This window comes from Stenotrophomonas sp. DR822 (assembly GCF_019793815.1).
Taxonomy (GTDB): domain Bacteria; phylum Pseudomonadota; class Gammaproteobacteria; order Xanthomonadales; family Xanthomonadaceae; genus Stenotrophomonas; species Stenotrophomonas indicatrix.
Map to the genome: position 1 here is coordinate 3016529 of NZ_CP081826.1, position 25401 is coordinate 3041929.

17 protein-coding genes, 1 tRNA gene and 2 pseudogenes are annotated in these 25401 nt (G+C 62.1%); 16 read left to right on the plus strand and 4 right to left on the minus strand.

Features of this window, described 5'->3' with window-relative positions:
• Nucleotides 1-57: 57 nt before the first annotated feature.
• The 10 genes and pseudogenes from K5K93_RS13835 (at nt 58) to K5K93_RS13880 (ending at nt 16232) form a co-directional block, all read left to right on the plus strand.
• The gene (locus tag K5K93_RS13835) at nt 58-3033 is read left to right on the plus strand and encodes a TonB-dependent receptor (protein ID WP_032976876.1); all 2976 of its coding nucleotides are present in this window, start codon (nt 58-60) and stop codon (nt 3031-3033) included.
• 64 nt (nt 3034-3097) lie between these two features.
• A complete protein-coding gene (locus K5K93_RS13840; RefSeq protein WP_049465753.1) occupies nt 3098-4453 on the plus strand; it encodes a Gfo/Idh/MocA family oxidoreductase in 1356 nt (451 codons plus the stop codon).
• A 281-nt stretch (nt 4454-4734) separates the two neighbouring features.
• Entirely contained in the window at nt 4735-9486 is a 4752-nt protein-coding gene (locus tag K5K93_RS13845) for an RHS repeat-associated core domain-containing protein (RefSeq protein WP_222388188.1), read from the plus strand.
• Entirely contained in the window at nt 9483-9815 is a 333-nt protein-coding gene (locus K5K93_RS13850; protein WP_222388189.1) for a hypothetical protein, read from the plus strand. The genes K5K93_RS13845 and K5K93_RS13850 overlap by 4 nt, the downstream gene beginning before the upstream one ends.
• Nucleotides 9816-9883: 68 nt before the next feature.
• Nucleotides 9884-10605, plus strand: a pseudogene (locus K5K93_RS13855) (RHS repeat-associated core domain-containing protein); the annotation flags it as partial.
• A gap of 922 nt (nt 10606-11527) precedes the next feature.
• A complete protein-coding gene (locus K5K93_RS13860; protein ID WP_261311847.1) occupies nt 11528-11839 on the plus strand; it encodes an RHS repeat-associated core domain-containing protein in 312 nt (103 codons plus the stop codon).
• A gap of 183 nt (nt 11840-12022) precedes the next feature.
• Nucleotides 12023-12664, plus strand: coding sequence for a hypothetical protein (locus K5K93_RS13865; protein WP_222388190.1), 642 nt, complete (start codon nt 12023-12025; stop codon nt 12662-12664).
• A gap of 349 nt (nt 12665-13013) precedes the next feature.
• A complete protein-coding gene (locus K5K93_RS13870) occupies nt 13014-13316 on the plus strand; it encodes a hypothetical protein (RefSeq protein ID WP_222388191.1) in 303 nt (100 codons plus the stop codon).
• A gap of 43 nt (nt 13317-13359) precedes the next feature.
• Nucleotides 13360-14444 (plus strand): annotated as a pseudogene (locus tag K5K93_RS13875) (RHS repeat-associated core domain-containing protein); the annotation flags it as partial.
• A gap of 1314 nt (nt 14445-15758) precedes the next feature.
• Nucleotides 15759-16232, plus strand: coding sequence for a hypothetical protein (locus K5K93_RS13880; RefSeq protein WP_261311848.1), 474 nt, complete (start codon nt 15759-15761; stop codon nt 16230-16232).
• Between the two features lie 55 nt (nt 16233-16287).
• On the opposite strand, the gene K5K93_RS13885 is transcribed toward K5K93_RS13880, so the two are convergent.
• The gene (locus tag K5K93_RS13885) at nt 16288-16443 is read right to left on the minus strand and encodes a hypothetical protein (RefSeq protein WP_222388192.1); all 156 of its coding nucleotides are present in this window, start codon (nt 16441-16443) and stop codon (nt 16288-16290) included.
• 148 nt (nt 16444-16591) lie between these two features.
• Nucleotides 16592-16668 (minus strand) — tRNA-Arg (locus K5K93_RS13890).
• A gap of 149 nt (nt 16669-16817) precedes the next feature.
• Between K5K93_RS13890 and ubiA the strand changes: the two genes are divergently transcribed.
• Together ubiA and K5K93_RS13900 are read left to right on the plus strand one after the other, a co-directional pair.
• Nucleotides 16818-17711 carry a 4-hydroxybenzoate octaprenyltransferase gene (gene ubiA, locus K5K93_RS13895; RefSeq protein ID WP_222388193.1) on the plus strand — a complete coding sequence of 298 codons (894 nt, stop codon included), beginning with the start codon at nt 16818-16820 and terminating at the stop codon, nt 17709-17711.
• 173 nt (nt 17712-17884) lie between these two features.
• Nucleotides 17885-19309, plus strand: a complete 1425-nt coding sequence (locus K5K93_RS13900) for a TIGR00366 family protein (protein WP_177177048.1) — start codon at nt 17885-17887, stop codon at nt 19307-19309.
• Nucleotides 19310-19373: 64 nt separating this feature from the next.
• Here the strand turns inward: K5K93_RS13900 and K5K93_RS13905 are convergent, their stop codons facing one another.
• Nucleotides 19374-21038, minus strand: a complete 1665-nt coding sequence (locus K5K93_RS13905; protein ID WP_222388194.1) for an AMP-binding protein — start codon at nt 21036-21038, stop codon at nt 19374-19376.
• Between the two features lie 310 nt (nt 21039-21348).
• Between K5K93_RS13905 and K5K93_RS13910 the strand changes: the two genes are divergently transcribed.
• On the plus strand, nt 21349-21510 hold the full coding sequence (locus K5K93_RS13910; protein WP_164745118.1) for a hypothetical protein: 162 nt from the start codon (nt 21349-21351) through the stop codon (nt 21508-21510).
• 54 nt (nt 21511-21564) lie between these two features.
• On the opposite strand, the gene K5K93_RS13915 is transcribed toward K5K93_RS13910, so the two are convergent.
• Nucleotides 21565-22191: a YiiX/YebB-like N1pC/P60 family cysteine hydrolase gene (locus tag K5K93_RS13915; RefSeq protein ID WP_222388195.1), complete on the minus strand. Its 627-nt coding sequence runs from the start codon at nt 22189-22191 to the stop codon at nt 21565-21567.
• Nucleotides 22192-22397: 206 nt separating this feature from the next.
• Between K5K93_RS13915 and K5K93_RS13920 the strand changes: the two genes are divergently transcribed.
• The 3 genes from K5K93_RS13920 to K5K93_RS13930 all read left to right on the plus strand — a co-directional run bounded on the left by K5K93_RS13920 (nt 22398) and on the right by K5K93_RS13930 (nt 25388).
• Nucleotides 22398-22922, plus strand: coding sequence for a hypothetical protein (locus K5K93_RS13920; RefSeq protein ID WP_222388196.1), 525 nt, complete (start codon nt 22398-22400; stop codon nt 22920-22922).
• 51 nt (nt 22923-22973) lie between these two features.
• Nucleotides 22974-23549 (plus strand): hypothetical protein, encoded by a 576-nt coding sequence (locus K5K93_RS13925; protein ID WP_261311849.1) that lies wholly within the window; start codon nt 22974-22976, stop codon nt 23547-23549.
• A 114-nt stretch (nt 23550-23663) separates the two neighbouring features.
• Nucleotides 23664-25388: a peptidoglycan-binding protein gene (locus tag K5K93_RS13930; protein WP_222388197.1), complete on the plus strand. Its 1725-nt coding sequence runs from the start codon at nt 23664-23666 to the stop codon at nt 25386-25388.
• Nucleotides 25389-25401 lie beyond the last annotated feature (13 nt).

The window sequence follows — 25401 nt, forward strand, 5'->3', positions numbered from 1 at the left end:
AGCGTTTTGCCCGCCGATCCACCATTCGCGCCGCACCCCTGCCAGGAGAGAACCCCGATGTTGCCCGCCCGCCACCACCGCCCCCCCTGTCGTTCGATCGCACCGTTGTCGCTGGCCATCGCCGGCGTGCTGCTGTCGGTCGCCGTTCCTGCCTTCGCCCAGGAGAGCAAGGACAAGGCCACCGACCTGGCCCGCATCGAGGTCACCGGTTCCAACATCCGCCGCACCGACGTTGAAACCGCCTCGCCGGTGCAGGTGATCAGCAAGCAGGACATCCAGAACATGGGTGCGCGCACGCTGCTGCAGGTACTCGACAACCTGCCGGCCGCCCGGCCAGCGCAGCAGGATTCGCGCTCGCTGTTCACCGGCTCCGACGGCGCTTCGCAGGCCAACCTGCGCGGCCTCGGCGCACAGGGCACGCTGGTGCTGTTGAATGGCCGTCGCCTGTCGTACTACGGTGCGCCGGCGGGCTTCCAGACCCAGTTCGTCAACATCGATGCGATTCCCGCCGCCGCCATCGAACGCATGGAAGTGCTGACCGACGGCGCCTCGGCCGTGTACGGCACCGACGCGGTGGCCGGCGTGATCAACGTGATCACCAAGCGCAACTTCCAGGGCGCGGAGATCAGCTTCACCAACGACACCTCCTCGCGCATCGATTCCTACGGCGAGCGCCAGGCCAGCATCACCGCCGGCTTCGGTGACCTCACCGAGAACCGCTTCAACATCTACGGCGCGGTGAACATGTACCGCCGCGACGCGATTCCGCTGGCCGACTTCTATGACAAGCGCCCGGACCAGTACTACGTCAACAACCCCAACTACCTGAACAACCTGCGCCTGGGCGTGGGCAGCAAGCCGGGCGAGTTCAACCCGGGCAGCTATTTCGCGTTCGATCCGGTGACCGGCCGCCGCGTGCAGGAAGCCGCGCCGGGCTGCAAGAACGTGCTGACCAGTGAAGCGGCCGGCCCGCGTTGCGTCTGGGAAACCTGGATGAACAACGAGATCGATGCCGGCGCCAAATCCGAGCGCAACACCGCCTACCTCAACGGCACCTTCCTGGTGGGCGACAGCACCGAGATCTTCGCCGAGGCCACCTATACCGATATCGACCTGCGTGCCAACGGCGGTACCCCGCGCAGCTACGGCACCACCACCGGCAACCCGACCAGCTGGTTCTCGCGCGATACCGGCAACAACGTCAACCAGTTCCTGTATCCGTTCCTGGGCCCGAACAACGAGTACAACCACGCCAGCCCCGAGCTGAAGGCCATGATGGGTGGCGTGGTCGGCCTGCAGTACCTGCTGCAGGATGCCGGCGCCAACTACTTCGGCCAGCGCAACACCGACAAGAGCTACCGCGTGCTGACCGGCGCGCGTGGCAACGTCGGTGACTGGAACTGGGAAACCGCGTTCGCCACCGCCGGCACGCACTCGACCACCTACCAGACGATCAACGTCAACGTGAAGGGCTTCGAGAAGGCCTTCGGTCCTTACAGCATCGACCCGGGCACGGGCCGCGTGATCATCTCCGATCATCCGGCGTACAAGTTCGGCGAGATCAGCGAGGCCAACGCCGCACTGATCCGCGGCGCCTTCCCGACCTTCGACATCCAGTCGTGGACGCGCCTGCACACCCTGGACGGCAAGATCGAAGGGCCGCTGTTCCAGCTGCCGGCCGGTGACATGCGCGCCGCGTTCGGTTTCAACGCCAGCCGCGAAACCTTCTACACCCCCGGCAACGCCGACGCGGCCGCCGGCCTGATCACCCAGCAGGGTGGCTCGTGGTTCGATGGCGCGCGCAACACCTATGCGCTGTTTGCTGAAACGGTGGCGCCGATCACCGAGAAGCTGGAGCTGGACGCGGCCGTGCGCGTGGACAAGTACCCGAACTTCAGCGCCAACGTCGCGCCGAAGATCGGCTTCAAGTACCAGGCGTTCGACCAGCTGATGCTGCGCGGTACCTATTCCACCGGCTTCCGCGCCCCCAGCCTGGCCGAGTCCGGCAACGGCGGCGTGTACGCGCAGCTGGGCGGCTACCGTGATGAACTGCGCTGCGCCGAGACCAACGCCATCGCCAACCTGCTGCTGAAATCGCAGCGCGGCGGTGATGTTGACCTGGGCAAGAGCCTGCTCAACGTGGACTGCAGCCGTACCGTGGCCCGCATGACCCAGCCGAACCAGAACCTGAAGCCGGAGAAGGCGAAGATCGCCACGCTGGGCTTCGTCTACGAGCCGGCCAGCTGGCTGTCGGTGTCGGCCGATTACTGGTTCATCTACCGCGACAACGAAATCGTTGCCCCGGACTACCGCCGCGCCGAAGACATCATCTCCTCGTCGCGCTCGCCGATCACCGACAGCGACCGCGCCAACCTGGCGCAGCTGGCGGCGATGTGCGCCGACCCGGCAAGCGGTGTGAGCTGCCCGGGAACGCTGCCGGGCTACTCGGCCGGCAACGTGGCCAGCGTGGTGGGCCAGTACAAGAACCGCGGCAAGACCCTGATCGATGGCTTCGACATCGATGCGCGCAGCCGCTTCTCGCTGGGTGAGTGGGGCGGGCTGAACATCGGCCTGGCCGCCACCATCGCCAACCGCAACCGCTTCTACATGGATGAACAGAACGGCTGGTACTACGGCGACGTGGTGGGCTACTACAACAACCCGCGCCTGCGTGCGACGCTCAATGCCGACTGGACCTACAAGCAGGTCACCACCAGCATGTTCGTCAACTACGTGGGCGGCACCAAGTGGGCCACCGACCAGATCGACGAAGAAAGCAACAACAAGGAAACCTGCACCGGCGGTTACCTGGCCCTGGAAAAGAGCAAGTGCGATGGGGCACCGTCGTGGTGGACCGCCAACATGAGCGTCACCTGGCGCCCGGATGACGCGTGGAACCTGAGCTTCACCGTCAAGAACCTGTTCAACCGCCTGCCGTTCTACGATCCCAACAGCTTCCTGGGTGACTCCAGTGACTACGCCACCATCTTCGGTCGTGGTTACAGTGTGACCATCGGCTACCGGTTCAAGTAATCCCGTTTGCGTGACCAGGCGCGCCGGCCCAGGCTGGCGCGCCTTCAAGAGGAGAGTGTTTGCCATGAAGCGTAGGGAATTCATCGCGGCCAGCGCCGCTGTCGCCGCCAGCAGCCTGCTGCCGCAGACCCCGGCATGGGCACGTGGCCGCAAGGTACGCCTGGCGGTGATCGGTACCGGCATGCGTGGCCTGGTGCTGCTGAAGGAACTGGTGCGCCGCGACGACGTGGAGGTCGTTGCCCTGTGTGATATCGAGCCGATCATGCTGGGCCGCGCCGTGGAGATGGTCAGCAAGGCGGGCAAGCCCGCGCCCAAGACCTACGGCCAGGACCGCGACATCAACGCGTGGAAGCGCCTGCTGGAGCAGAAGGGCATCGATGGCGTGATCATCGCCACGCCGTGGGAGTACCACGCACCGATGGCGATTGCCGCGATGCAGGCCGGCGTGGCCGTGGGCTGCGAAGTGGTGGCCGGCATCACCCTGCAGGATCACTGGGATGTGCTGAAGACCCAGCTGAGCACCGGCACCCCGTACATGCTGCTGGAGAACGTCTGTTACCGCCGTGACGTGATGGCGGCCCTGCAGATGGTGCGGCAGGGTCTGTTCGGCGAACTGGTGCACCTGCAGGCCGGTTACCAGCACGACCTGCGCGGGGTGAAGTTCAACTCCGGCGACCCGAACCAGCCCTACGACAGTGGCGTGGAATTCGGCCCCAAGGGCTGGAGCGAAGCACGCTGGCGCACCGAACACTCGGTGGAGCGCAATGGCGAGCTCTACCCCAGTCACGGCATCGGCCCGTGCGCAATGTATACCGGCATCAACCGCGGCAACCGTTTCACCCACATCAACGCATTCGCCACCAAGGCGCGTGGCCTGCACGAATACACCGTAGCCAAGAGTGGTGGTACCACCCATCCGAGCACCAAGGTGAAGTTCAAGCTCGGCGACATCGTCACCACCACGCTGGCCTGCGAGAACGGCGAGACCATCCTGCTGCAGCACGACACCTCGCTGCCGCGACCGTATTCGATGGGCTTCCGCGTGCAGGGCACCAAGGGCCTGTGGATGGACGTGAACCATTCGATCCATATCGAAGGCCGCAGCCCGCCGCACCAGTGGGAAGAGTTCAAGAAGTACCAGGACCAGTACGAACATCCGCTGTGGAAGCAGAATGCCGACACCGCTGCCAGCGCCGGCCATGGCGGCATGGACTGGTTCGTGATCCATGCGTTCGTGGAAGCGCTGAAGGCCAAGGCGCCGATGCCGATCGACATCTACGACGCAGTGACCTGGAGCGCGATTACTCCGTTGAGCGAGCAGTCGATCGCCAACAGTTTCCAGACGTTGGAGTTCCCGGACTTCACTGCAGGCCTGTGGCAGAAGCGCAAGCCGATTTTTGCGTTTGACGGAAAGTACTGAGGTCTACACCCTTCCACGCTGTGACGGAGACGCCGGGTATTGCCCGGCGTTTCTTATCTTCGGGCCACTATCGATGGTTGGCGGTTATCAGAAAACTCTGAAATTCGACCCGCTCCACACTTTCTGACTTGAATGCGTAACCCACATCGGAGATAACGTCCCCATGCGGCCACGCCGCAATCCGGAACAGGGACGATCCGAAGCAGGGCGGGAAAGGGCAATGGCTGCCCGAGCGCCTTCGTTCCTCCCGGTGCGGTAACCGCCCAGGAAGGAGAACAGGGATGTTGAAGCGATTGAAGGATCTGTCGTGCGCAGTGCTGGCGATGGCCGCGCTCGGGTGCGTGGGTACCACTGCGGTGCAGGCGCAGGAGGTGAAAAAGGAATGGCTTGCATTGGCGCCGGGGAGTCAAAAGCGCGCGACCGAGAAGCTGGCACAGCGTGATGTGGAGGCTCAATATGAGCGTTATCAGCAGTATGGTGCGTTCAGTTGGGAGGTGCGCGGTGTTGCATCGCTCCCCGGTAAGGTGATCTATGACTATGCGATCAAGCCTGCCAAGCTGATCAAGACCGACTGGGTGTACCGGTATCGATCCAGCGAATACAACTCCCCTGAAGAGCTGGTCGCAGCTCTGAAAGCGGAAGTTCCTCAGGATCCTTCCTGCCCTGTCACCCAGGTGGCAATAGGTGAACACTGGGAGGGAATTCCCGGTGGCGGCGCGGGTGCAGGTGCGGACGGCAGCAACACCGGCGAGCAAGGTGGAGCTACCGTTGACTTCTACTATCTCGACCCGAGTACTTCAACCTGTATGCCGATAGGCGGAACCCGCTATCTTCAGCGCCAGCGTGAAGTCAAATGCCCGAACACCAATAGCACCATCATGACTTGGCAGGCGGCCAAGGGTATGTGTGCGATGCCGCCATCGCTGGATACCGGCACGTTGTCCATGATGCGCAAGTACGTGAGTTCTCCTGTCCCCAAGCAGTGCGACAAACCGGGTAATCCTTGCGATCCAACCACGGGCGACAAAACCCAACCCGAACCGGATTTTGATCTGGGCTGGATCAGCTTCCGTCGGCACTACCATTCGTTGACCAGTACGCCGGGTGGAGCGTTGGGTACAGGTTGGACGCATTCTCACAATCTGCGCCTTACACTAGGTGTTGACAGCAGTACTTTCCCGCCTGGAACGGAGCTGAAGGTCGGGTTGCTGAGCGAAGATGGCACTCAAGCTGCTTTTGCCAAGTACGGCGCGTACTACGAATCCAATGATGGCAGCGGCGAACGCGTAGTCCAGCAGGGAAGTGGCTGGCTGCTCTCACGCTCGCAGGAACGCATCACGTTCAGTGCCTCTGGGCTGATGGAGCGCCGCGACTTCGAGGACGGTACTTGGCTATCCTACACCTATGACGCGCAGCAGCGATTGCTCGCGATCTCTCATTCCAACGGTCGTCAACTGCAGGTCGAGTACTCCGCTCCTGGCAATGATTCCCTGATTTCGGCGCTCCGACTGTCAGGGCAGGTTGTGGTCGCGTATGCATATACGCTCGCAGGTGAGCTGTCGAAGGCAACGTATGCCGACGGCGCGTCCCGAAGCTATCACTATGAGGATGCTCGCTTCCCTGCGTATCTCACGGGAATCACCGCTGAGGACAATCGCCGCTACAGCTGGTATGCCTATGACGGTAAGGGACGCGTCGTCTGCAGCCGGCATTCCGGTGACTGCACTAGGATGGATGTCGGTGTTGATGGAATTCGTCTGGACTATACGGCCGCCGGCCCGGTTGTTGTGACCGATGCATTGGGTGAGGCGAGTACCTATGGGCTGACGTCGAGTGGAAGCAGCGTGCTGCCGCGTAAAGTCAACGGCATCACCGACAGCAGGGGCACGGCCGGTCGTAGCTATCTGCCCGAGGGAACGGATTTCCGCCGTCGTCTGCAATCATCCACCGACCGACGCGGCGTGGTCACCCAGTACGCCTACGCCGAGGCCAGCGACCCGACCGCCGGTGCAGTAGCCGTGACAACGACGACGGAAGCGGCGGGTACCCCCGAGCAACGCATCAGCGAGACGCGTGTCGCGCTCGACAGTAATCGCCTCGTGCAGCAGACGGTCGGCAACCAGGAAACCCGCATTGTCCGCAACGCGCGCCTGCAGCCGACCAGCGTCACCGTGCGCGATACAGCGACCAACCATACCCGCGTGACCACGCAGAACTATTGTGAAGCCGAAGGTCCGGACTGTCCGCAGGTGGGCCTGCTGAAAAGCATCGACGGTCCACGCACGGACGTGGTCGATACCGTGACCTATGCCTGGTACACCGCCGACGATGCGGGGTGTGCGACCAACGGCGCCTGTGCGTTCCGCAAGGGCGATCTGCGCAGCGTCACCAGTGCGTTGGGCCATACCGTTGAGACCCTCGCTTACGATGCCTTCGGGCGCCCGTTGTCAGTGCGTGATGCCAATGGCGTGGTGACCGACTACACCTATCACCCACGTGGCTGGCCGACGTCGGTCACCGTGCGTGGCGCCACCACTGCCGAAGATCGCAGCACCCAGCTGAGCTACTGGCCCACCGGCCAGGTGCAGCAGGTCACCGAGCCCGACGGCAGCAGCGTCACCTATGTCTACGACGCCGCCCAGCGGCTCACGGACATTGCCGACAGTGCGGGCAACACCATTCACTACACCTTGGACAACGCCGGCAACCGTCTGCAGGAAAACACGGTCGATGCAGGGGGTACGCTGCGCCGCACGCTGGCCCGTGTCTACAACACCCTCGGGCAGCTGACCGCGCTGAAGGATGCCGGCAACAATGCCACCGGCTTTGCCTACGACGCCAATGGCAATCCGCAGTCGGTCACCGATGCCCTGCAGCGGGTGACGAACCAGCAGTACGATGCGCTGAACCGGCTGGCGCAGACCCTGCAGGACGTGGGTGGTGTTGCTGCGGAAATCCGCAGCCAGTACAACGCGCTGGATCAGGTCACCCAGGTGACCGATCCCAAGGGTCTGCACACCACCTACGCCTACAACGGTTTTGGCGATCTGACCGGGCAGGTCAGCCCGGATAGCGGGAACACTACTTTCACTGTTGACGCCGCTGGCAACCGCAAGACCCGCACTGATGCGCGCGGCGTGACCGCCACCTACAGCTACGACGCGCTCAATCGACTGGTCGGCATTGCCTATCCGGATCCCAACCTGGACGTGGGCTATCACTACGACACCGCACCAGCGGTATGTGCCAGCGACGAGCGTTTCGCCAAGGGTCGCCTGGGCCAGGTGCTGCACGCCAATGGCAGCACCGTGTACTGCCATGACCGCTTCGGCCAGGTCACCCGCAAGGTGCAGACGATCAATGGTGTAGCCAGCACGCTGCGCTACGCCTACAGCAAGTCCGGTCGCCTGACCGCGTTGACCTATCCGGACGGCAGCGTTGCCGATTATGCGCGGGACGCCCAGGGGCGGATCAGCCAGATTGGCCTGACCCTCCCGGGACAGGCCCGGCAGGTGGCGGTCAACAACGTGACCTATTCAGCCTTCGGGCCGGCGACCGGCTGGACCTACGGCAACGGCCGCCAGCTGCAGCGCCCGCTGGATCTGGACTACCGCCCGCAGGCGGTGCATGACCCCGCGGCAGGCGGTCTGTCACTGGGCTATGGCTACGATCCCGTCGGCTCGATCACCGAGCTGAAGAATGGCGCAGGCTCGGAAGTGCTGGCCAAGTATGCCTACGACACGCTCGGCCGACTGACCCAGACCCAGGACGGTGCGACGGGCACGGCGATTGAGACCTATGGCTACGACGCCACCGGCAACCGCACCTCGCTGACCACCTCGGCCGGGACCGCCAGCTACACCTATCCGGCTGACAGCCATCGACTGATTGCCGTGGATGGTCAGGCGCGCAACCAGGATGCCGCAGGCAACACCACCAGCATTGGCAGCAAGACGTTCGCCTACAACGATGCCAATCGCATGAGTGCGGTGAAGCAGGGTGCTGCTGTCGTGGAGAGTTACGGCTACAACCACCGCGGTGAGCGCGTGTTGCGTGCGCCAGCCAGTGACGATGCGCAGGTCACTGTCTATGACGAAGCCGGGCAGTGGGTCGGCAACTACTCGGCGACCGGGCAAGCGCAGCAACAGGCGATCTGGCTGGACAACTACCCGGTGGCGCTGATCCAGACACCAACTGCAGGCGTGCCGGAGTTGGCCTACATCCAGCCCGATCACCTGGGTACGCCGCGTGTGGTGATCGACCCTGTGCGCGATGTCGCGATCTGGGAGTGGAGCAACAAGAGTGAGGTGTTTGGCGAACAGGCACCGGCCAATGACCCCGACGGGGATGGCGTGCTGTTTGAGCTGGCACTGCGCTTCCCGGGACAGCAGGCGACGAACGCGAGTGGGTTGTTCTACAACTACCAGCGGGAGTACGAGCCGGCGGTGGGGCGGTACTCGCAGAGTGATCCGATTGGGTTGACGGGAGGAATCAGTACATTTGCATACGCTTTAGCGCGTCCCGTCAGCGATCTTGACGCACTTGGCCTTCAATCCGCTGCAGCCCGCCAAGCAGCAATGCAAGGCGCGCAGTCACCCGTCTACTTTCCTTCTAACGAAGGTTATTACCATCCTGACCTTGGGTACATCGCTCAGGATCAGGGGCCGATGCTCTATCCAGGCGAATTCTTGGCGTCAGGGCTCATTGCGATTGAAACATTGTTCCCAGCTATTCCAATTGGAATTAATATTGTCGCAAGCAAGGAGCCTAAGGATGCCCGCGATCCGGTCGGCGCGAAAGCTCCGGGTCTGCCCGGTGATACTGAAGGATACTGCCCCGGAAAAAGAGGGCCAAAATGGGTCAAGGCACCGAACGGCAGAGGATACGGGTGGCAGGATGGTTCTGGAAATGTTTGGATTCCGACGGGGCCAAGGACAGAGGCGCCCAATGATGCCCATGGTGGGCCACATTGGGACGTACAGCTGAAAGGTGGTGGATATATAAATGTTTATCCGGGAGGGTTGCGTCGATGATTAAGCGCGAAGTTGTTCTTAATGCGGAGCGAGTTGTTTTTTACTCGATGGTTGATGAGAGATTTTTTTTTGAATGGCTTGAAAAAATGCCATTTGTAATTGATGTTACGGGTAGAGGGATGGTTATTGAAATCACGGTAGACTCATCAAAGGTTGATTCTGATGCCTTGCGGGAACTGCTCGCGCTGTTCCAGCGATATCGTGTGTCAATGCGGCAATTGCGAGTTTTTGACTGTGAAGAATTCGCCAGTTGGTTCAGGCGTCGAAGTGCATTCTGGTATAGAAAGGTCTTTCAGCCTTCATCGAATTTGAGTAGTGATAAAAAATAATAGCGGTTGGGGTGTTTGCTAAAATCCGGAGAGATGCCTGTGCCGTTCATGTGGCGGTCTCCTCTGGTTATACCGCTATTGGCAACTGTGCCTCGCTGACCACCTCGGCCGGGACCGCCAGCTTTCCTATCCGGCTGACAGCCATCGACTGATTGCCGTGGATGGTCAGGCGCGCAACCAGGATGCCGCAGGCAATACCACCAGCATTGGCGGCAAGACGTTTGCCTACAACGATGCCAACCGCATGAGTGCGGTGAAGCAGGGCGATGCTGTGGTGGAGAGTTACGGTTACAACCACCGCGGTGAGCGCGTGCTGCGTGCGCCAGCCAGTGGCGATGCGCAGGTCACGGTCTATGACGAAGCCGGGCAGTGGGTTGGCAACTACTCGGCGACCGCGCAAGCGCAGCAGCAGGCGATCTGGCTGGACAACTACCCGGTGGCGTTGATCCAGACACCAGCCTCGGGCGTGCCGGAGCTGGCGTACATCCAGCCCGATCACCTGGGTACGCCGCGTGTGGTGATCGACCCGTTGCGTGATGTTGCGATCTGGGAGTGGAGCAACAAGAGTGAGGTGTTTGGCGATCAAGTACCGGCCAATGATCCCGATGGGGATGGCGTGGTGTTTGACCTAGCGCTGCGCTTCCCGGGGCAGCAGGCGACGAATGCGAGTGGGCTGTTCTACAACTACCAGCGGGAGTACGAGCCGGCGGTGGGGCGGTACTCGCAGAGTGATCCGATTGGGTTGGAGGGGGGGATTGGTACGTACCTGTATGCTTCGGGGAAGCCGCTTTCGAAGGTTGATGAAGATGGCTTGGTCGATGTGTGGGTGTGGATGCCGCTCCCTTATGAGGGAGGGCTGCCGAGCTATGGCAAGCTGCATTCGTCTTTCGGGCACATTTCGACAACTTCAAATGGTGTCGACTACTCATTTGGTCCTGCGGGTAACTCCATTAGCACGAATTACGTTTCATCTCAGCTGAATCTTAGGACTGGAATCAAGCACACAATAGAGCTTACGCCACAGCAAGAATCAAAAATGTCGGAATGTCTCGCGAGACCACAGGGGAAGTACAGCGCCGTAAAAAATAATTGCGGAACGCCGTTGCAGAATTGCATGCGAGAGATTGGTAAGGAGCTCCAGCCAATGAATATGATTCTTCCGGAATCAATAAATCACCTTCTTTGGTGGATGTCTGATGACTCTACCATTCAGGAGGGGGCGAAATGACGAAATTGATGCTTGGCATAATTTTGATTTGCTCAACAATCATCATCACTTCCTGCGGAAACCAAGGTAGGGAGGTTGTCCCGGAGGATGTAATGGAAATTTATGATTCGGTCGAAGGTGGCGTTGTAATTGGTAGAAGCACTACTCCGGTTCCAGTTGTTGGATATGTGTATCCCGACAAGACTCGCTACGTATTGCAGGTATGCCACTTAGGACGCCTGGGATATGTGCGGGACGGAATACGGGAGCTAAGGGCGGCCGAAAGCCCGAGGTCGTCTTGCCCGGACACTGCAAAGAGAGGCAACTAGACTTGATAGTAGAGATATGTCTGATTGGGAACCTTGGACGAACAGCCGGTGAGCTTCATTTACAAGCTTGTGGAGGTACCTGAATAGGAGGCCGATGTCGCGATCTGGGAGTGGAGCAACAAGAGTGAAGTGTTTGGCGACGAGGCACCGGCCAAGACCCCGACGGTGATGGCGTGATGTTTGATCTGGCGCGGCGCCTCTCAGGCCAGCAGGCGACGGATGCGAGTGGGTTGTTCTACAACTACCAGCGGGAGTACGACCCGGCGGTGGGGCGGTATTCGCAGAGTGATCCGATTGGGTTGGACGCAGGCATATCGACATACTCATATGTCGAGTCGAATCCAAATTCAAATCTAGACATGTTGGGTTTGGACTCTGGGCAGTTCCAGTTTGAAAAATATCGAATGAAACAGCCTGAGGCACTACCAGCAACAGACATCGGTGATGCGCTCGTCGCGGGCAGGATACTTTCAAACTATAACTCTTAGATGAAGTCGAGGAGCATAACTGGTTCAGATCAGTTCTATCATTGTTCAGCGGCTTGTTGAGCAACTCAAGTAACAAGCAATCCCCGAGTGGTGTTGGAGCTAATGGCACTGAAAGAAGTGAAGGACTACTATGCGGGCCGAGTCGGTCTCTACGGAGACGGCCGTAGAAGGAGTCACTCAGAGATGCAGAGAGATAACTCTGGAGATATGGCCGCAAATCGTCACGGAGCCGCATGTAAGTTGGGTGAAAATTGTGCAGAGCGTTGTGCCAGCTATGTTCCGGTGTCGTCTCGTGTTTTTCTGAAGAATTACATCCGGAGTGGGGCGGTGAAGACTAAATCAAAGAGGTTAGTATTTTCTGTATCGATTTTTGTAATCGCTATTTCTGGCTGCAGTGACGCGGGGCGCAGCTATGATTCGCTCTCAAAAATAGTTAACGAAGGCGACCTATCTGTCGCAAAGGTTGTAGCTATTCCAGAGGATGCCTCCTCTATTCATATTAGGTCGAATGCTGAGGCAGGCCTCTACTATATTTCATATGATACAAACTATTCGATGCGCTACATCAATGAAAATGGGATGTTAAAGATTGGCAAAGGCCTCGCGCCTCTGATTCGTGATTCACTTGGCTTTGCAGCTAATCTGCCGCCCAACATCGCTCTTTACTACAAATGCAATTCCCCTTCAGCTCCTCTGCAGGATGTTCGTAAAAATTCTCATGAAATAATAATGATGGGGTCGGATGGTCAGCGGCAATACCTGTGGAATCGTCGCAATGATGAGGAGCTAGAGGCTGTCCTCTGCCGACCTGTAGGGAATGGGTAGCGCCAGTTTGAGGCCAAACTGCGCGGAGTTGGCCTTGAGATAGGCTGGATCGGCCGCAACGGCCTCTTGATTGAAGGGCGGTGCGGGCTGTGCCACCGGCAACCACACCTCGCTGACCACTTCGGCGGGGACGGCAATCTACACCTATCCGGCTGACAGCCATCGCCTGATTGCCGTAGATGGTCAGCCGCGCAACCAGGATGCCGCGGGCAATACCACCCACCGGCCCAACGACTGACTCAGCCGGGAAACCACACGGCGGACCGCAATGGGATGTTCAGAGCAAGCGGTATCCAGGGCGATACAGGAATGTGTATCCAGGTGGACTGGTTAGGTGACATGAGCGCATATGGAACTTGAAGCCAAGAAGGTATATTTCTTTTCCCAGCAGGATGAGGGCTTTTTCTTTGAGTGGATTGGTCGAATAGGCTGCATAAAAAATGTAGTTGGTAGAGGGGATACAATTTATCTTGATCTGGAGCCAAATGAGGTGCTGGAGGATGAGGTGTGGGAAATTGCTGCAGTCTTTGGGAGGTATCGTATTCCACTGGCGCAGCTTAGGGCATTGGATCGCGATGGTTATTCGCGTGTATTGCGAAAAGAACTGCGGAGGTGGAGCGTTCAAACGAGAGAAGATCCGCGTGAGTTTTAATAAGTCGGACTGTCTCGTCTTTCCGTTTTGCTGATTCTCGTCGCTGCGTTGGCGTTGTGTGGGCAAGGCCGGCCTGACCTGGCGTAGAGGCCCGGAGGTCTGGGTCAACAACGTGACCTACGCCGCCGACCGACCGGCTGGACCTACGGCAACGGCCGCCAGCTGCAGCGCCCGCTTGATCTGGACTACCGTCCGCAGGCGGTGCATGACCCCGCGGCGGGCGGCCTTTCACTGGGCTACGGCTACGATCCCGTCGGCTCGATCACCGAGCTGAAGAGCGGTGCAGGTTCCGAGGTGCTGGCCAAATACGCCTACGACACGCTCGGCCGTCTGACCCAGACCCAAGACGGTGCGACGGGCACGCCGATTGAAACCTATGGCTACGACGCGACCGGCAACCGCACCTCGCTGACCACGTCGGCGGGGACCGCAAGCTACACCTATCCAGCGGACAGCCATCGCCTGATTGCCGTGGATGGTCAGGCGCGCAACCAGGATGCCGCAGGCAACACCACCAGCATTGGCAGCAAGACGTTCGCCTACAACGATGCCAATCGCATGAGTGCGTTGAAGCAGGATGCTGCTGTCGTGGAGAGTTACGGCTACAACCACCGCGGTGAGCGCGTGCTGCGTGCGCCAGCCAGTGGCGATGCGCAGATCACTGTCTATGACGAAGCCGGGCAGTGGGTCGGCAACTACTCGGCGACCGGGCAAGCGCAGCAGCAGGCGATCTGGCTGGACAACTACCCGGTGGCGTTGATCCAGACACCAGCCTCGGGCGTGCCGGAGCTGGCGTACATCCAGCCCGATCACCTGGGGACACCGCGCGTAGTGATCGACCCGTTGCGTGATGTTGCGATCTGGGAGTGGAGCAACAAGAGTGAGGTGTTTGGCGATCAAGTACCGGCCAATGATCCCGATGGGGATGGCGTGCTGTTTGATCTGGCGCTGCGCTTTCCGGGACAGCAGGCGACGAACGCGAGTGGGTTGTTCTACAACTACCAGCGGGAGTACGAGCCGGCGGTGGGGCGGTATTCGCAGACTGATCCGATTGGTCTTGATGGTGGGATCAGTACGTTTACCTACGTGAGCTCCAATCCACTGGGTGCCAATGATCCATTGGGATTGTTCAATGCAGCTGACCTGCCCAATCTGCCAGATTGGCTGGTTGACGGCGCTGCCGGGCTGGGAGACGGTATAAGTGGAGGTCTGACTTCTGACTTCAGAGACTGGGCCAATATCGGTAGTGTGGACAAATGCTCGACCATCTATCAGGCGGCAGAGTGGACAGGGATAGCTGCCGGATTGGCGGTGCCCGTGGGAAGGGTCAGTTATGTATACAAAGTTGGACAGCTCCCTAAAGCCGGGCTGTCTTTGGAACAGACAGTGGCAGCGAGGAATGCCTTGAAATCGTACTATCGGGGGCGGCCAATGGACACGCTGCTGCCAGCGGTCAGTGGCAGGTTTGGTTATCCGGGAGCCCAGGAAATATTGGTGAAGAATGGTGGCGATGCCGCACGTGCCATTGCTCGATCCGGGAATACGAGTCTTCCTTGGACTGCTGGATTGGTCGGCGGCGGAGCGGCTAAAGCGGCAAACAGCACTGCAAATGCGGCAGGGAGGGACTGTGGCTGCAACTAATTGTTTGACGATGGCATCTGGTGGAAGCATATGCCTTCTAGACTATTGGCATGTTGGCAGGGTGAGAACTGCAAAAATCACCCCAGACGGCACCCTACTTGTCTCCCGAGTTAGCGCTGATGCCAACGTGAATCCTGTGCGAGGAGTCGTTGGTCAAGGGCGGTTTAATGCTGCCTTTGTTCCAATGGCTTACTTGTCATGTGAATTCGATGAGGCGCATGGTGCGCCAGACTATTATCGAAATCTCATCTTGATGATAGATGGGAAGTTGATGGGGGATGGCTTCTCAGTTCCGACGATCTCTTGGTCGCGGGGTTTTTTCCATGGAATTTTCAAAGTTGTCCTCGAAGATGGTTGGAGTTTCGAGTCGAGGTACCGGCGGCCATTCCTTCGTGAGTTATGGTGGCGGCTCAATGTCGGTGGCACGCTGGACGAACAGCCGGTGGACTTCATCGAGAAGGTGGTGTCGATTGTTTCTGAAGCGAGGCCTCAATGGCTTGTGTTGAGTCCATAGGATTTTTGCTCGCACAAAGGCGATGCGTCTGCCCTTTGGGCCAGGTTCAGACGCAGTGAAATCCATTGGTACCGCCGTGTGTTAGGCGCGCGCAAAGTGGGGGCACGGCATAACCTTCTTTTTCAGTTGACGAGGGCCGTCTGTTGATCATTCGGCATCTTGGCCTTGAACTGGCGGGCCGGCCCACAGTGACGTCCGATGTGGAGAATTGGGAGTGGCGCGGCAGGAGTAGGAAGATTCCAGGTGCCCCAGCAAGGGACATCATCAAAGGGCCGGTGGCTGGCATCTTGCGCGCAGCGCTGCTGGTCTTGCCAATGCTGGGCGGGTGCAGCATCAACAAATTTCAACACACGGAATGGAGGTCGGACTGGGTAGATGTTTCATCCGATGCGATCTTGCCTGGCAATTCAACGAATCTGCCGCTTGACCGCATTTCCACGCTTGATCCGGATAGTGAAGCCGCCATAGCGGAGTGGATGTTGAAGAACTCACTGGTCGCAGTATCGGCATCAGAGGTTGAAGGGAAGATTGGTTCAATGCCGTTGAGTGGCCTGAAGCCAGCCCCCGGGGAGAGCGTCTATCTCGTCAGGACCGCTTCGTATGAAGGTAATGGCACGTTCATCGGCTATGTCAACGACAAGGGACTTCTCATCATGTATGGGGTCATGGGGGGCTGCGGCGAGCAGAAGCACCGGGTGGTTGCCGTGAGCCTGCGGGAGAAGCCCGCCAACGTGTTCGGCAGATGCTCGGCGGCGCTGTAGTGCGCTGAAGAGTCGAGCAGCGGCAGTGTGCAGGTGACTCGCCGCCGCTGCCGGATCATCCAGCAAGCGGCATGCGGAACATCAATGAAGGATCTGCAGCATGACCAAGCAGGACGTCCATCGTGCCCGGCGAACCGGTGACGGTGCTGTTCGACGGTGACGGCGCGTTTCTGCCCGGCGCGACCAGCGCTGGGGAGGAATTCTCGATCATCGTCCGCGACGCGCAGGGCTGCGCCTACCGCTCGGTTCCCTTCCAACTCAGCGCAACGGAGCCACAGCGGGGAATCGGGAAGCCGAATGAACCCACGACCAGCGCGCCATGCCGTGGTGGCAGGCGGGGACGGAAGACTGAGGGAAGATGGCGCGCCCGGAGGGATTCGAACCCCCGACCAATGGCTTCGGAAGCCACTACTCTATCCGGCTGAGCTACGAGCGCGTGTTGGAACCGCCGCGCCGTCGGCCAGGGCCGGGGCGGGCATCGCAACGCAATGAGGCGGTGCGGGATGGGCATTCTATCCAGTTTCGCCGCACAAATCTCCCCCCGCCGGCAAAGTCGGTCCGAAGGCACAGGAGTATCCTAGTGTCATGGCTGATACCCCCCTTTCCGCGCCGCATCCGGCGCCGACGCCGCGTTGGCGGCATTGCTGGTCCCTGATGCGCGCCGATCGCCCGATCGGCACGCTGCTGCTGCTGTGGCCCACCTGGTGGGCGTTGTGGCTGGCCGCTGGCGGCCTGCCGCCGCTGTGGACCCTGTTCGTGTTCACCGCTGGCGTCTGGCTGACCCGCTCGGCCGGTTGCGTCATCAACGACTACGCCGACCGCTGGCTCGACCCGCACGTAGAGCGCACCAAGGCGCGACCGCTGGCGACCGGCGCAATCAGCGGCCGGGCGGCGCTGGTGCTGTTCGCGGTGCTGATGCTGGTGGCCTTCGGCCTGGTGCTGACCCTGAACGGCCTGACCATCGCCCTGAGCTTCATCGGCGTGTTCCTGGCGGCCAGCTATCCCTACCTGAAGCGCTACACCCATCTGCCGCAGGTCTACCTGGGCATGTCCTTCGGTTGGGGCATCCCGATGGCCTTCGCCGCCGTGCAGGGCGAGGTGCCGATGCTGGGCTGGCTGCTGTATGCCGGCAACATCCTGTGGTCCACCGCCTACGACACCTGGTACGCCATGGTCGACCGCGAAGACGACCTGAAGATGGGTTCGCATTCCACTGCGATCCTGTTCGGCGATCTGGACCTGGTCATCCAGGGCGTGCTGTACGCGCTGTTCCTGGCCACGATGGCGCTGGTGGGCGTGCGCGGCGGGCTGGGTGGGTACTACCTGGCCGGCGTCGCGGTGGCGACGCTGCTGGTGGTGTACGAGTTCTGGATCTGCCGCAACCGCGAGCGTGGGCCGTGCTTCAAGGCCTTCCTGCACAACAACTGGGTGGGTGCCGCGCTGTTTGCCGGTATCGCCGTGGATCTGGCGCTGCGTTGAGAAGGCCGCCGGGCATGGCCCGGCGCCCCGCGCCAGGTGCACGGATTCGGAATCCTCGGCCGAACTGGTAGCGCCGGGCCATGCCCGGCGGGCGGCCACCTACGACCAATAGGTGGCTGACAGCTTGCACCCCACCGCCCAGAATCAGGCCATCGAACCTGGGAGGGTAGGTGATGGCCTCGACGGCAGCAGTACAGGACGGCTGGATGGCGCGCGCCGCGCTGCGCTCGGCCGCCTGGGCGGAAAAGTGGTTCCCCGATGCGTATGTATTCGCGGTGCTCGGCGTGGTCATCGTCGCGCTGGCGGCGATGGGCTTCGGCGCCACTCCGCAGGCCACCGCCAGCGCCTTCGGCGACGGCTTCTGGAGCCTGATTCCCTTCACCATGCAGATGGCCTTCGTGGTTATCGGTGGTTATGCGGTAGCCACCGCACCGGTGGTCGCGCGCTTCATCGACTACCTGGCCCGGGTACCACGCACCGGTCGTGGTGCCGTGGTGTACGTCGGCCTGGTCAGCATGCTGGCCTCGCTGCTCAGCTGGGGCTTCTCGCTGGTGTTCGGCGGCCTGCTGGTGCGCGCGCTGGCCCGCCGCACCGAGCTGCGCATGGACTATCGGGCTGCCGGTGCCTCGGCCTACCTGGGCCTGGGCGCGGTGTGGGCGATGGGCCTGAGTTCGTCGGCGGCACAGCTGCAGGCCAACCCGGCCAGCATGCCGCCGGGGCTGGTGGAGATCACCGGCGTGCTGCCGTTCACCGAAACCATCTTCCTGTGGCAGTCGATCGCGCTGACCTCGGTGTTGATCGTGGTCTCGCTGCTGATCGCCTGGCTGACCGCGCCGGCCGCCGGCAGTGCGCGTACTGCCGAAGATTTCCCCGGCGCGGCGCAGGCCGAACCGGAGCCGCTGCAGCGCCGCACCCGTCCGGGCGAGTGGCTGGAGTACAGCCCGTTGTTGACCGTGCTGCTTTCGCTGCTGGCCTTCGGCTGGCTGTTCAACGAGTTCGCCAACAAGCCATTGGTCAGCGCGATCGCCAACCTCAACACCTACAACTTCATGTTCATCTCGCTGGGCCTGCTGCTGCACTGGCGCCCGCGCAGCTTCCTCAACGCGGTGGCCAAGGCGGTACCGAGCACCACCGGTGTGCTGATCCAGTTCCCGCTGTACGGCGGCATCGCGATGATCCTCACCCACGCTGCCGGTGGCGACGGTGAGACGCTGGCGCACCGGCTGTCGAGCCTGTTCGTGCACGTGGCCAGCACCGATACGTTCGCGCTGGTGATGGGTGTGTACTCGGCGGTGCTGGGCTTCTTCGTACCGTCCGGTGGCGGTAAGTGGATCATCGAAGCGCCCTACGTGATGCAGGCCGCGAACGAGCTGAAGGCGCACCTGGGCTGGGCGGTGCAGGTCTACAACGCGGCCGAAGCGCTGCCGAACCTGATCAATCCGTTCTGGATGCTGCCACTGCTGGGCGTGCTCGGCCTGAAGGCCCGAGACATCGTCGGCTTCACGTTCATCCAGCTGCTGGTGCACATCCCGCTGGTGCTGGGGTTGCTGTGGCTGCTGGGCATGACCCTGGCCTACGTGCCGCCGGTGATGCCGTAGCGCAAGCACGGGGTCATGTGGGGCCAGAGCCTCTCCGCTGGAGAGGATCCGACCCCGGAGACCGTCAGCCAGCCGCCGCCTGCTTCTCGATCTCGGCCTTGCGCAGCAGGAAGCGCTGCAGCTTGCCGCTGGGCGTCTTCGGCAGTTCCGCCACGAACGCCACCTGGCGCGGGTACGCATGGGCGGACAGCCGTCGCCGCACATGCTGCTGCAGTTCCTGCGCCAGCGTGTCGCTGCCGCTGAACCCAGCGCGCAGGACCACGAACGCTTTGACGATCTCGGTGCGCTCTGGATCGGGTACGCCGATCACCGCCGTTTCCGCCACCGCAGGGTGTTCCATCAGCACGCTCTCCACATCGAATGGACCGATGCGATAGCCCGACGAGGTGATCAGATCGTCCGAGCGGCCGATGAAACTGATCGAGCCGTCGTCCTCGCATTCCACCGAATCACCGGTGAGGTAGTAGCGATCGCCCAGCGCCGGTGTGTCGGCACCGTAGTAGCCGGTGAACCACATGATCGGCGACTGCTGCAGGTCTATGGCGAGGATACCGGGCGTGCGCGGCGGCAGTTCGTTGCCGGCATCGTCCAGTACCGCCACGCGGTAACCGGGCATCGCAAAGCCCGATGATCCCGATCGCACGGCGTGGTCCAGTGCGTGGTGGTTGTTGACCACCATGCCGGTCTCGGTCTGGCCGTAGTGGTCGAGCACCGTGGTGCCCAGATGGGCGGCGAACCAACGGGCGATCTCCGGGTTCAGCGGTTCGCCGGCGCTGCTCACCACCCGCAGCTTGCCGTTGATGGTCGCACTGGCCTCGGGCCCGGCGGCGATGATCTGCCGGTACGCTGTGGGCGAGCCGGCAAGATTGGTGACACCCAGCCGCGCGACGATGGAGTTCAGCCCCTGCACGCTGAAACCGGCTTCGCTGAAGGTGGTGGCCTGGCCCAGCAGCAGCGGGCCGATCACGGCGTAATACAGCCCATAGGCCCAGCCGGGATCGGCGATGTTCCAGAACACGTCCTCTGGCCGGAGGTCCACGGCCAACTGCATGTAACTGGCAAAGGCCAGCAATGCGCGCAGCGGCACCGGCACGCCCTTGGGGCTGCCGGTGGTGCCGGAGGTGGACAGCAGTGCCATCAGCGCATCGCCGCGCAGCATCACCGGCGCGAAATCAGGTGTGGCATCGGCGGTGCGTGCGTTCCAGTCGATGTCGCCGGCACGTAGTGCCTGCTCCGATGCCAGGAGGGTGGCGACCGGCGGGCAGCCATCGACCTCGTCCAGCTTGCTGCGGTTTGCGCTGTCGGTCACCACCAATGCGGTGCGCCCGGTTTTCAACCGTGTTTCGATGGCCTTGGGGCCGAACGCAGTGAACAGCGGCTGGTAGATCGCACCCACCCGCCAGGTGCCGAGGATGGTCGCCAGCAGGTCCGGTGTACGCGGCAGCAGGCCGGCCACCACATCGCCCTTGCCGATGCCCTGCGCGGCCAGCACCTGGGCAACACGCGCAGAGGCATCGCGCAGGTCCTCGAAGGTGTACCGATGCAGGGCACCGTGGGCGTCCACCCAGCGCAGCGCCAGCGCACTGCGGCCGCAGTGGCGGTCGCAGCACTCCACGCAGGCGTTGATGCCGGTCTGCAGGTCACCGTGCAACTGTCGCTGTCCGCGCTCGATGCTGAAATCGGCCAGTGCCTGTTCGTAGGTGGGGCGTGCTGCAGTGTCGCGGGCCATGCGCATCTCCGGGGTGACGTCATTCCGACGATAGGCGGCGGCCCTGCATGCTGCAAATGGGACCATGGGCGTAGGCCGCCGCTGCGCGCGCCGCGCCGGGCAAGAACGCTGAATGCGTTCGTTTCCAATTGCAGCATGACGACATGCCAAACCCGCATGAATCCTTCAGTCGCTTGTGCCGCAAGGGCTGGCGCCGGTTCATTCACGCACGTACACATGGGTGTAGCCCGCTCACAACGCATGGTTAACTCATCGCTGCCGACGATTGCCCCGTCCACCGCATTCCGCGCGTGGCATTTGGAGATCGGACATGGCACAGCAGAACCAGAACCCGAACCAGAAGCAGCAGGGCCAGCAGAACCAGCAGGATCAGCAGCAGGGGCGCGGCCGCGACCAGCAGCAGCAACAGCAGCAGGAACAGCAGAAGCGCAACCAGAACCAGCAGCAGGGCGGGCAGGACGAGGAAGAGTGATCCTGGCAGCCGCCATCCATCACCGACGAAGCCCCGCCCCGCGCGGGGCTTCGCTTATTCCAGTACGCCGATCCGCTGCAGCGCCGGTGCTGCAGACATGTCGTTGGGGTTGGTACCGGGCAGGCCCTGCGGCACCTCCATGCCCATGCCGCGATACAGATCAACCCAGTGCCGGGAGATCTCACCGGTCTGCGGGTTGCGGAAGTTCATCGGCTGCAGTGCGAACACATGGTGCGCACGGAACGCGCGCTCGATGAAATCCGAGCAGTAGTAACTGTCGTCGTTCAACACGTAGGCCGTGTTGTACGGTTTGCCCAGCATCGTGCGCGCGGTGGCCACGGCATCGGCGATGGCATTGTCCGGCGGCGCACGCAGGCGATAGACCACGATCTGCCGCTGCTTGCCTCTCGCGTCCTCGCGGAACTGTTCCAGCGTCTGCCGGCGCGAGCCCTTCTCATCGGCGTGCAGCACCTCCCAGCCCTGCGGTGCCGAGGCCACCAGCGCGACATGGTCGAAGCTGGGCGCGCCTTGTTTTCCGGTCGCATCGTCGATGGCCGCACTCAGGCCGCCATGGCCGGCGGTGACGAACAGCAGGTCGCCTTCCTGGACCTCCAACGCGGCCACCGAGCAGGGCCACAGCGCAGGTACCAGCAGGGAGAGGACAAGCAGGAATACGCGCATCGGGCCAGGGTCAAAGCGGGGGGCGGGGTAGTCTAGCGGCAGCCGCGACGACGATGGCTTCAATAATAATGTGATATCCATCTCATTTCTGAGTGTCGGGATATTCCTGACAGCGTGTGTTGAAACTGAATTGACAAAGGCATGGCTATCCTTGCCTCCCTACCGCGCCGGAACCGCGCGCGACCGCCCGGAATCAGGAGGATCCCGTGAACCAGCTTCGCCCCGTTGCCCTGCTTGCCCTTGCGTTGGGGCTTGCGCTGTCGGGCTGCAAGCCCGCCCCGCAGGCTGCCCCCGCTGATGCCGCCGCACCCGCTCCGACCAGCACGGCTGCGGCCACGACGCCCGTCGCACCGGCCGCCACGACCGCGGCAGAGGCCGCTGGCAACTGCCCGCATCCGGTCTTCGACGAGTTCCTCAAGCACTTCGGCAACGAGATCGCGTTGCAGGAAACGTCCACGGCCGATCCGCTGCTGGACAGCCACATCGACGCCGAAGCCGAGCCGGAGCCGCGCAAGGTGGAGGAGAAAGTGCCACTGGCCAAGGTCGAATGGCCGGTGATGCCGGATCCGGCCACGCTGCAGCGGCAGGGTCGCCAGATGCAGGTCACCCGTCTGCCTGACGGACAGGTGCAGGTGCAGATGCGCACTCCCGATACCAGCGACCAGCAGACCTACACCTTTGCCCAGAAGCCGTGCTGGCAGCTGGTCAAGCGTGAGGACGAATCGATCTGATCCTCCGCGCGACCGCCTGCGGGGGTCGCGTGGTTCACCAAGGAGCATCGCATGCGCCTGTTTCCCGTCGCCCCCGTGCTGGCCCTGATGCTCGCTGCCTGCAGCGGCCCGGAGGCATCCGCGCCGGCGGCGCCCCCTGCTTCTTCGAACCCGGCAACGACGCCGGCCGCACCTGCTGCCGCGGCCGCCGCCCTTCCCACCTCCCCTACGCGCGATGAGACCGGCATGCATATCGATTGCCAAGGCACCCGCCTGCACCTGGCGGCCCTGCCCACCCAAGACACGGACGCTTCCCGGCTGACCACGCTGGAAATCGAAAAGGACGGCACACGCCAGGCCATTGCCGTACCCAAGGAAATGGACGGCTACACCGCCGTCGGACTGGCCTGCGTGCAGGACCGGAGCGGCACGCCGTATTTCGTCGTGCAGTACGGTGAACTGCCGTTCGGCTGCAGCTTCTGCGAGTGGTACTACCTGTACGACGCCAGTGGCCGCCAGCTGACCCACAGCACGCCGCCGCTGCGTGGCACGGAAGGCGATGAGCAGGAGCCCAACAACGACGAGTACGAGAAGCTGATCGACACGCTCGGCATCAAGCACCCGGAGGTGAACTACATCGAAGACTGAGCGCAGCGGCAGGACGTCGCATGTGCGCTGCGAGCGCAGTACCGCAACACCGGAAGTACCAGGAGCAGTACCCCTTAAGGAAATTCCCTTTTTCATAGAATGGATAGCACAGACATGGCAGACATCTACCAGGACATGGTCCAGCCCCGCGGGGCGGCCTACAGCAGTGACCGCATCAAATCGTGGAGCCACTACCGCGAGCCGATCGACCAGAGCGACGGGCGCCTGCACGGGAACTCCCGCCGCTGGGGCGATGCGACCCCGGAAGTGCAGTCACGGGTGATCGACACGCTCATCGAGTCGGCGCGCGAGAAGGGACTGACCCCGCGCGAAACCGCACATGTACTGGCCATCGCCCGCGTGGAATCGGGATTCAACCCCGATGCTGCCGCAGGCACCACCTCGGCCTCGGGCCTGGGCCAGTTCATCGACAAGACCGGCAATCACTACCACCTCAACAACCGCAACCGCTTCGACGTCGGCGCCCAGTCCGATGCATTGGTTGACCACTACATCGACAACCGCAACCTGGCACACAAGCGCGGCCAGGGCGAGGAATACATCTACAAGTACCATCACGATGGCCCGACCCGCGACTACGGCGGCCTCAACCTTTCCGAAAAGAAGGTGATGCCATACGTGGACAGGTACGAGCAGTTCGTGGAGCAGCGCCTGGCGCAGACCCACGGCCAGTCCCAGGGTGGCCAGACCGCAGCCGCCGTGGGCGCCGCTGCACAGGCGCAGGCCAAGCCGGCAGCGGCACATGCTGAAGGCCAGACCCGCACCTTCGAGCAGACCATGCAGGTGATGCTGCCCCCGCAGAACGGGGTCAAGCCGCACGTTACCGGTGAGTTCGGCGAACACCGTGCGCACAAGCCGCACGGCGGCACCGACTTCAACTACGTCGGTGGCCAGCACGGCCGCAACCTGCAGCATCCGACCGTCAACGCGCCGATTTCCGGCACGGTGACCTTTGTCGGTGGCGACTACGGCACGGTGAAGATCAGAGATGCGCAGGGCAACTCGCACGAGATCCTGCACCTGCAGTCGACCCAGGTGAAGGAGGGCCAGCCGATCAAGGCCGGCGAACCGATCGGCACCATGGGTGGGCGTGGCCCCGGTGGTGCAGGGCAGTATGCCCAGCACGTGCATTACCAGTTGAAGGATCCGCACGGCAAGCTGGTCAGCCCGCAGGATTTCTGGGACCAGGGCAAGCTGAAGGAAACCGGCAAGGGGGGCCATGCGCACGATGGCGACCACGGCGGTGTACTGCGCCAGGGCGCCAAGGGCGAGGAAGTGACTGCCATGCAGAAGGAGCTCAACCGCTTGGGCGTGCGCGACAGCCACGGCAACCGGCTGAGCGAGGATGGCAACTTTGGTGCCAATACCCGCGATGCGCTGACTGCCTACCAGAAGCAGCACGGGCTCTCCGCCGACGGCGTGGCCGGTCCGGCCACGCTGGGCAAGCTGGCCGAAGGCCGCAGCCATGCCGAGGCGGCGCCGAAAGGGCCGCAACTGGGCGACAAGGCGCATCCGGATACGCCGCTGCACAACGCGATCCGCGGCCACATGCCGGGCATGATCTGCAACGAGATGGCCGCCCATGTGACTGCCCAGGCCAAGGCCGCTGGCATTGATTCGCCGGAGAAGCTGCAGGGCGTGACCTTGCAGGATGGCAAGGCATTCGTGATGGGCACCGTTCCCGGCTTCCGCACTGCGGTGGACATGACCCAGACGGCGCCAAGCGTGCAGGAGACCAGTGCTGCACTGCTGGCCAAGCATGAGCCCTCGCAGCAGCACGTGCAGGACGAGCAGCAGCGAGTGGCCATGGGCCGTTGAGCGCTGCCTGACA

Excerpts from the sequence above, each read along its gene's own strand:
- K5K93_RS13835 (WP_032976876.1), top strand. The coding sequence starts at position 58 with ATGTTGCCCGCCCGCCACCACCGCCCCCCCTGTCGTTCGATCGCACCG.
- K5K93_RS13840 (WP_049465753.1), top strand. The coding sequence starts at position 3,098 with ATGAAGCGTAGGGAATTCATCGCGGCCAGCGCCGCTGTCGCCGCCAGC.
- K5K93_RS13845 (WP_222388188.1), top strand. The coding sequence starts at position 4,735 with ATGTTGAAGCGATTGAAGGATCTGTCGTGCGCAGTGCTGGCGATGGCC.
- K5K93_RS13850 (WP_222388189.1), top strand. The coding sequence starts at position 9,483 with ATGATTAAGCGCGAAGTTGTTCTTAATGCGGAGCGAGTTGTTTTTTAC.
- K5K93_RS13860 (WP_261311847.1), top strand. The coding sequence starts at position 11,528 with ATGTTTGATCTGGCGCGGCGCCTCTCAGGCCAGCAGGCGACGGATGCG.
- K5K93_RS13865 (WP_222388190.1), top strand. The coding sequence starts at position 12,023 with ATGCAGAGAGATAACTCTGGAGATATGGCCGCAAATCGTCACGGAGCC.
- K5K93_RS13870 (WP_222388191.1), top strand. The coding sequence starts at position 13,014 with ATGGAACTTGAAGCCAAGAAGGTATATTTCTTTTCCCAGCAGGATGAG.
- K5K93_RS13885 (WP_222388192.1), bottom strand. The coding sequence starts at position 16,443 with ATGATCGAGAATTCCTCCCCAGCGCTGGTCGCGCCGGGCAGAAACGCG.
- ubiA (WP_222388193.1), top strand. The coding sequence starts at position 16,818 with ATGGCTGATACCCCCCTTTCCGCGCCGCATCCGGCGCCGACGCCGCGT.
- K5K93_RS13900 (WP_177177048.1), top strand. The coding sequence starts at position 17,885 with ATGGCCTCGACGGCAGCAGTACAGGACGGCTGGATGGCGCGCGCCGCG.
- K5K93_RS13905 (WP_222388194.1), bottom strand. The coding sequence starts at position 21,038 with ATGGCCCGCGACACTGCAGCACGCCCCACCTACGAACAGGCACTGGCC.
- K5K93_RS13910 (WP_164745118.1), top strand. The coding sequence starts at position 21,349 with ATGGCACAGCAGAACCAGAACCCGAACCAGAAGCAGCAGGGCCAGCAG.
- K5K93_RS13915 (WP_222388195.1), bottom strand. The coding sequence starts at position 22,191 with ATGCGCGTATTCCTGCTTGTCCTCTCCCTGCTGGTACCTGCGCTGTGG.
- K5K93_RS13925 (WP_261311849.1), top strand. The coding sequence starts at position 22,974 with ATGCGCCTGTTTCCCGTCGCCCCCGTGCTGGCCCTGATGCTCGCTGCC.
- K5K93_RS13930 (WP_222388197.1), top strand. The coding sequence starts at position 23,664 with ATGGCAGACATCTACCAGGACATGGTCCAGCCCCGCGGGGCGGCCTAC.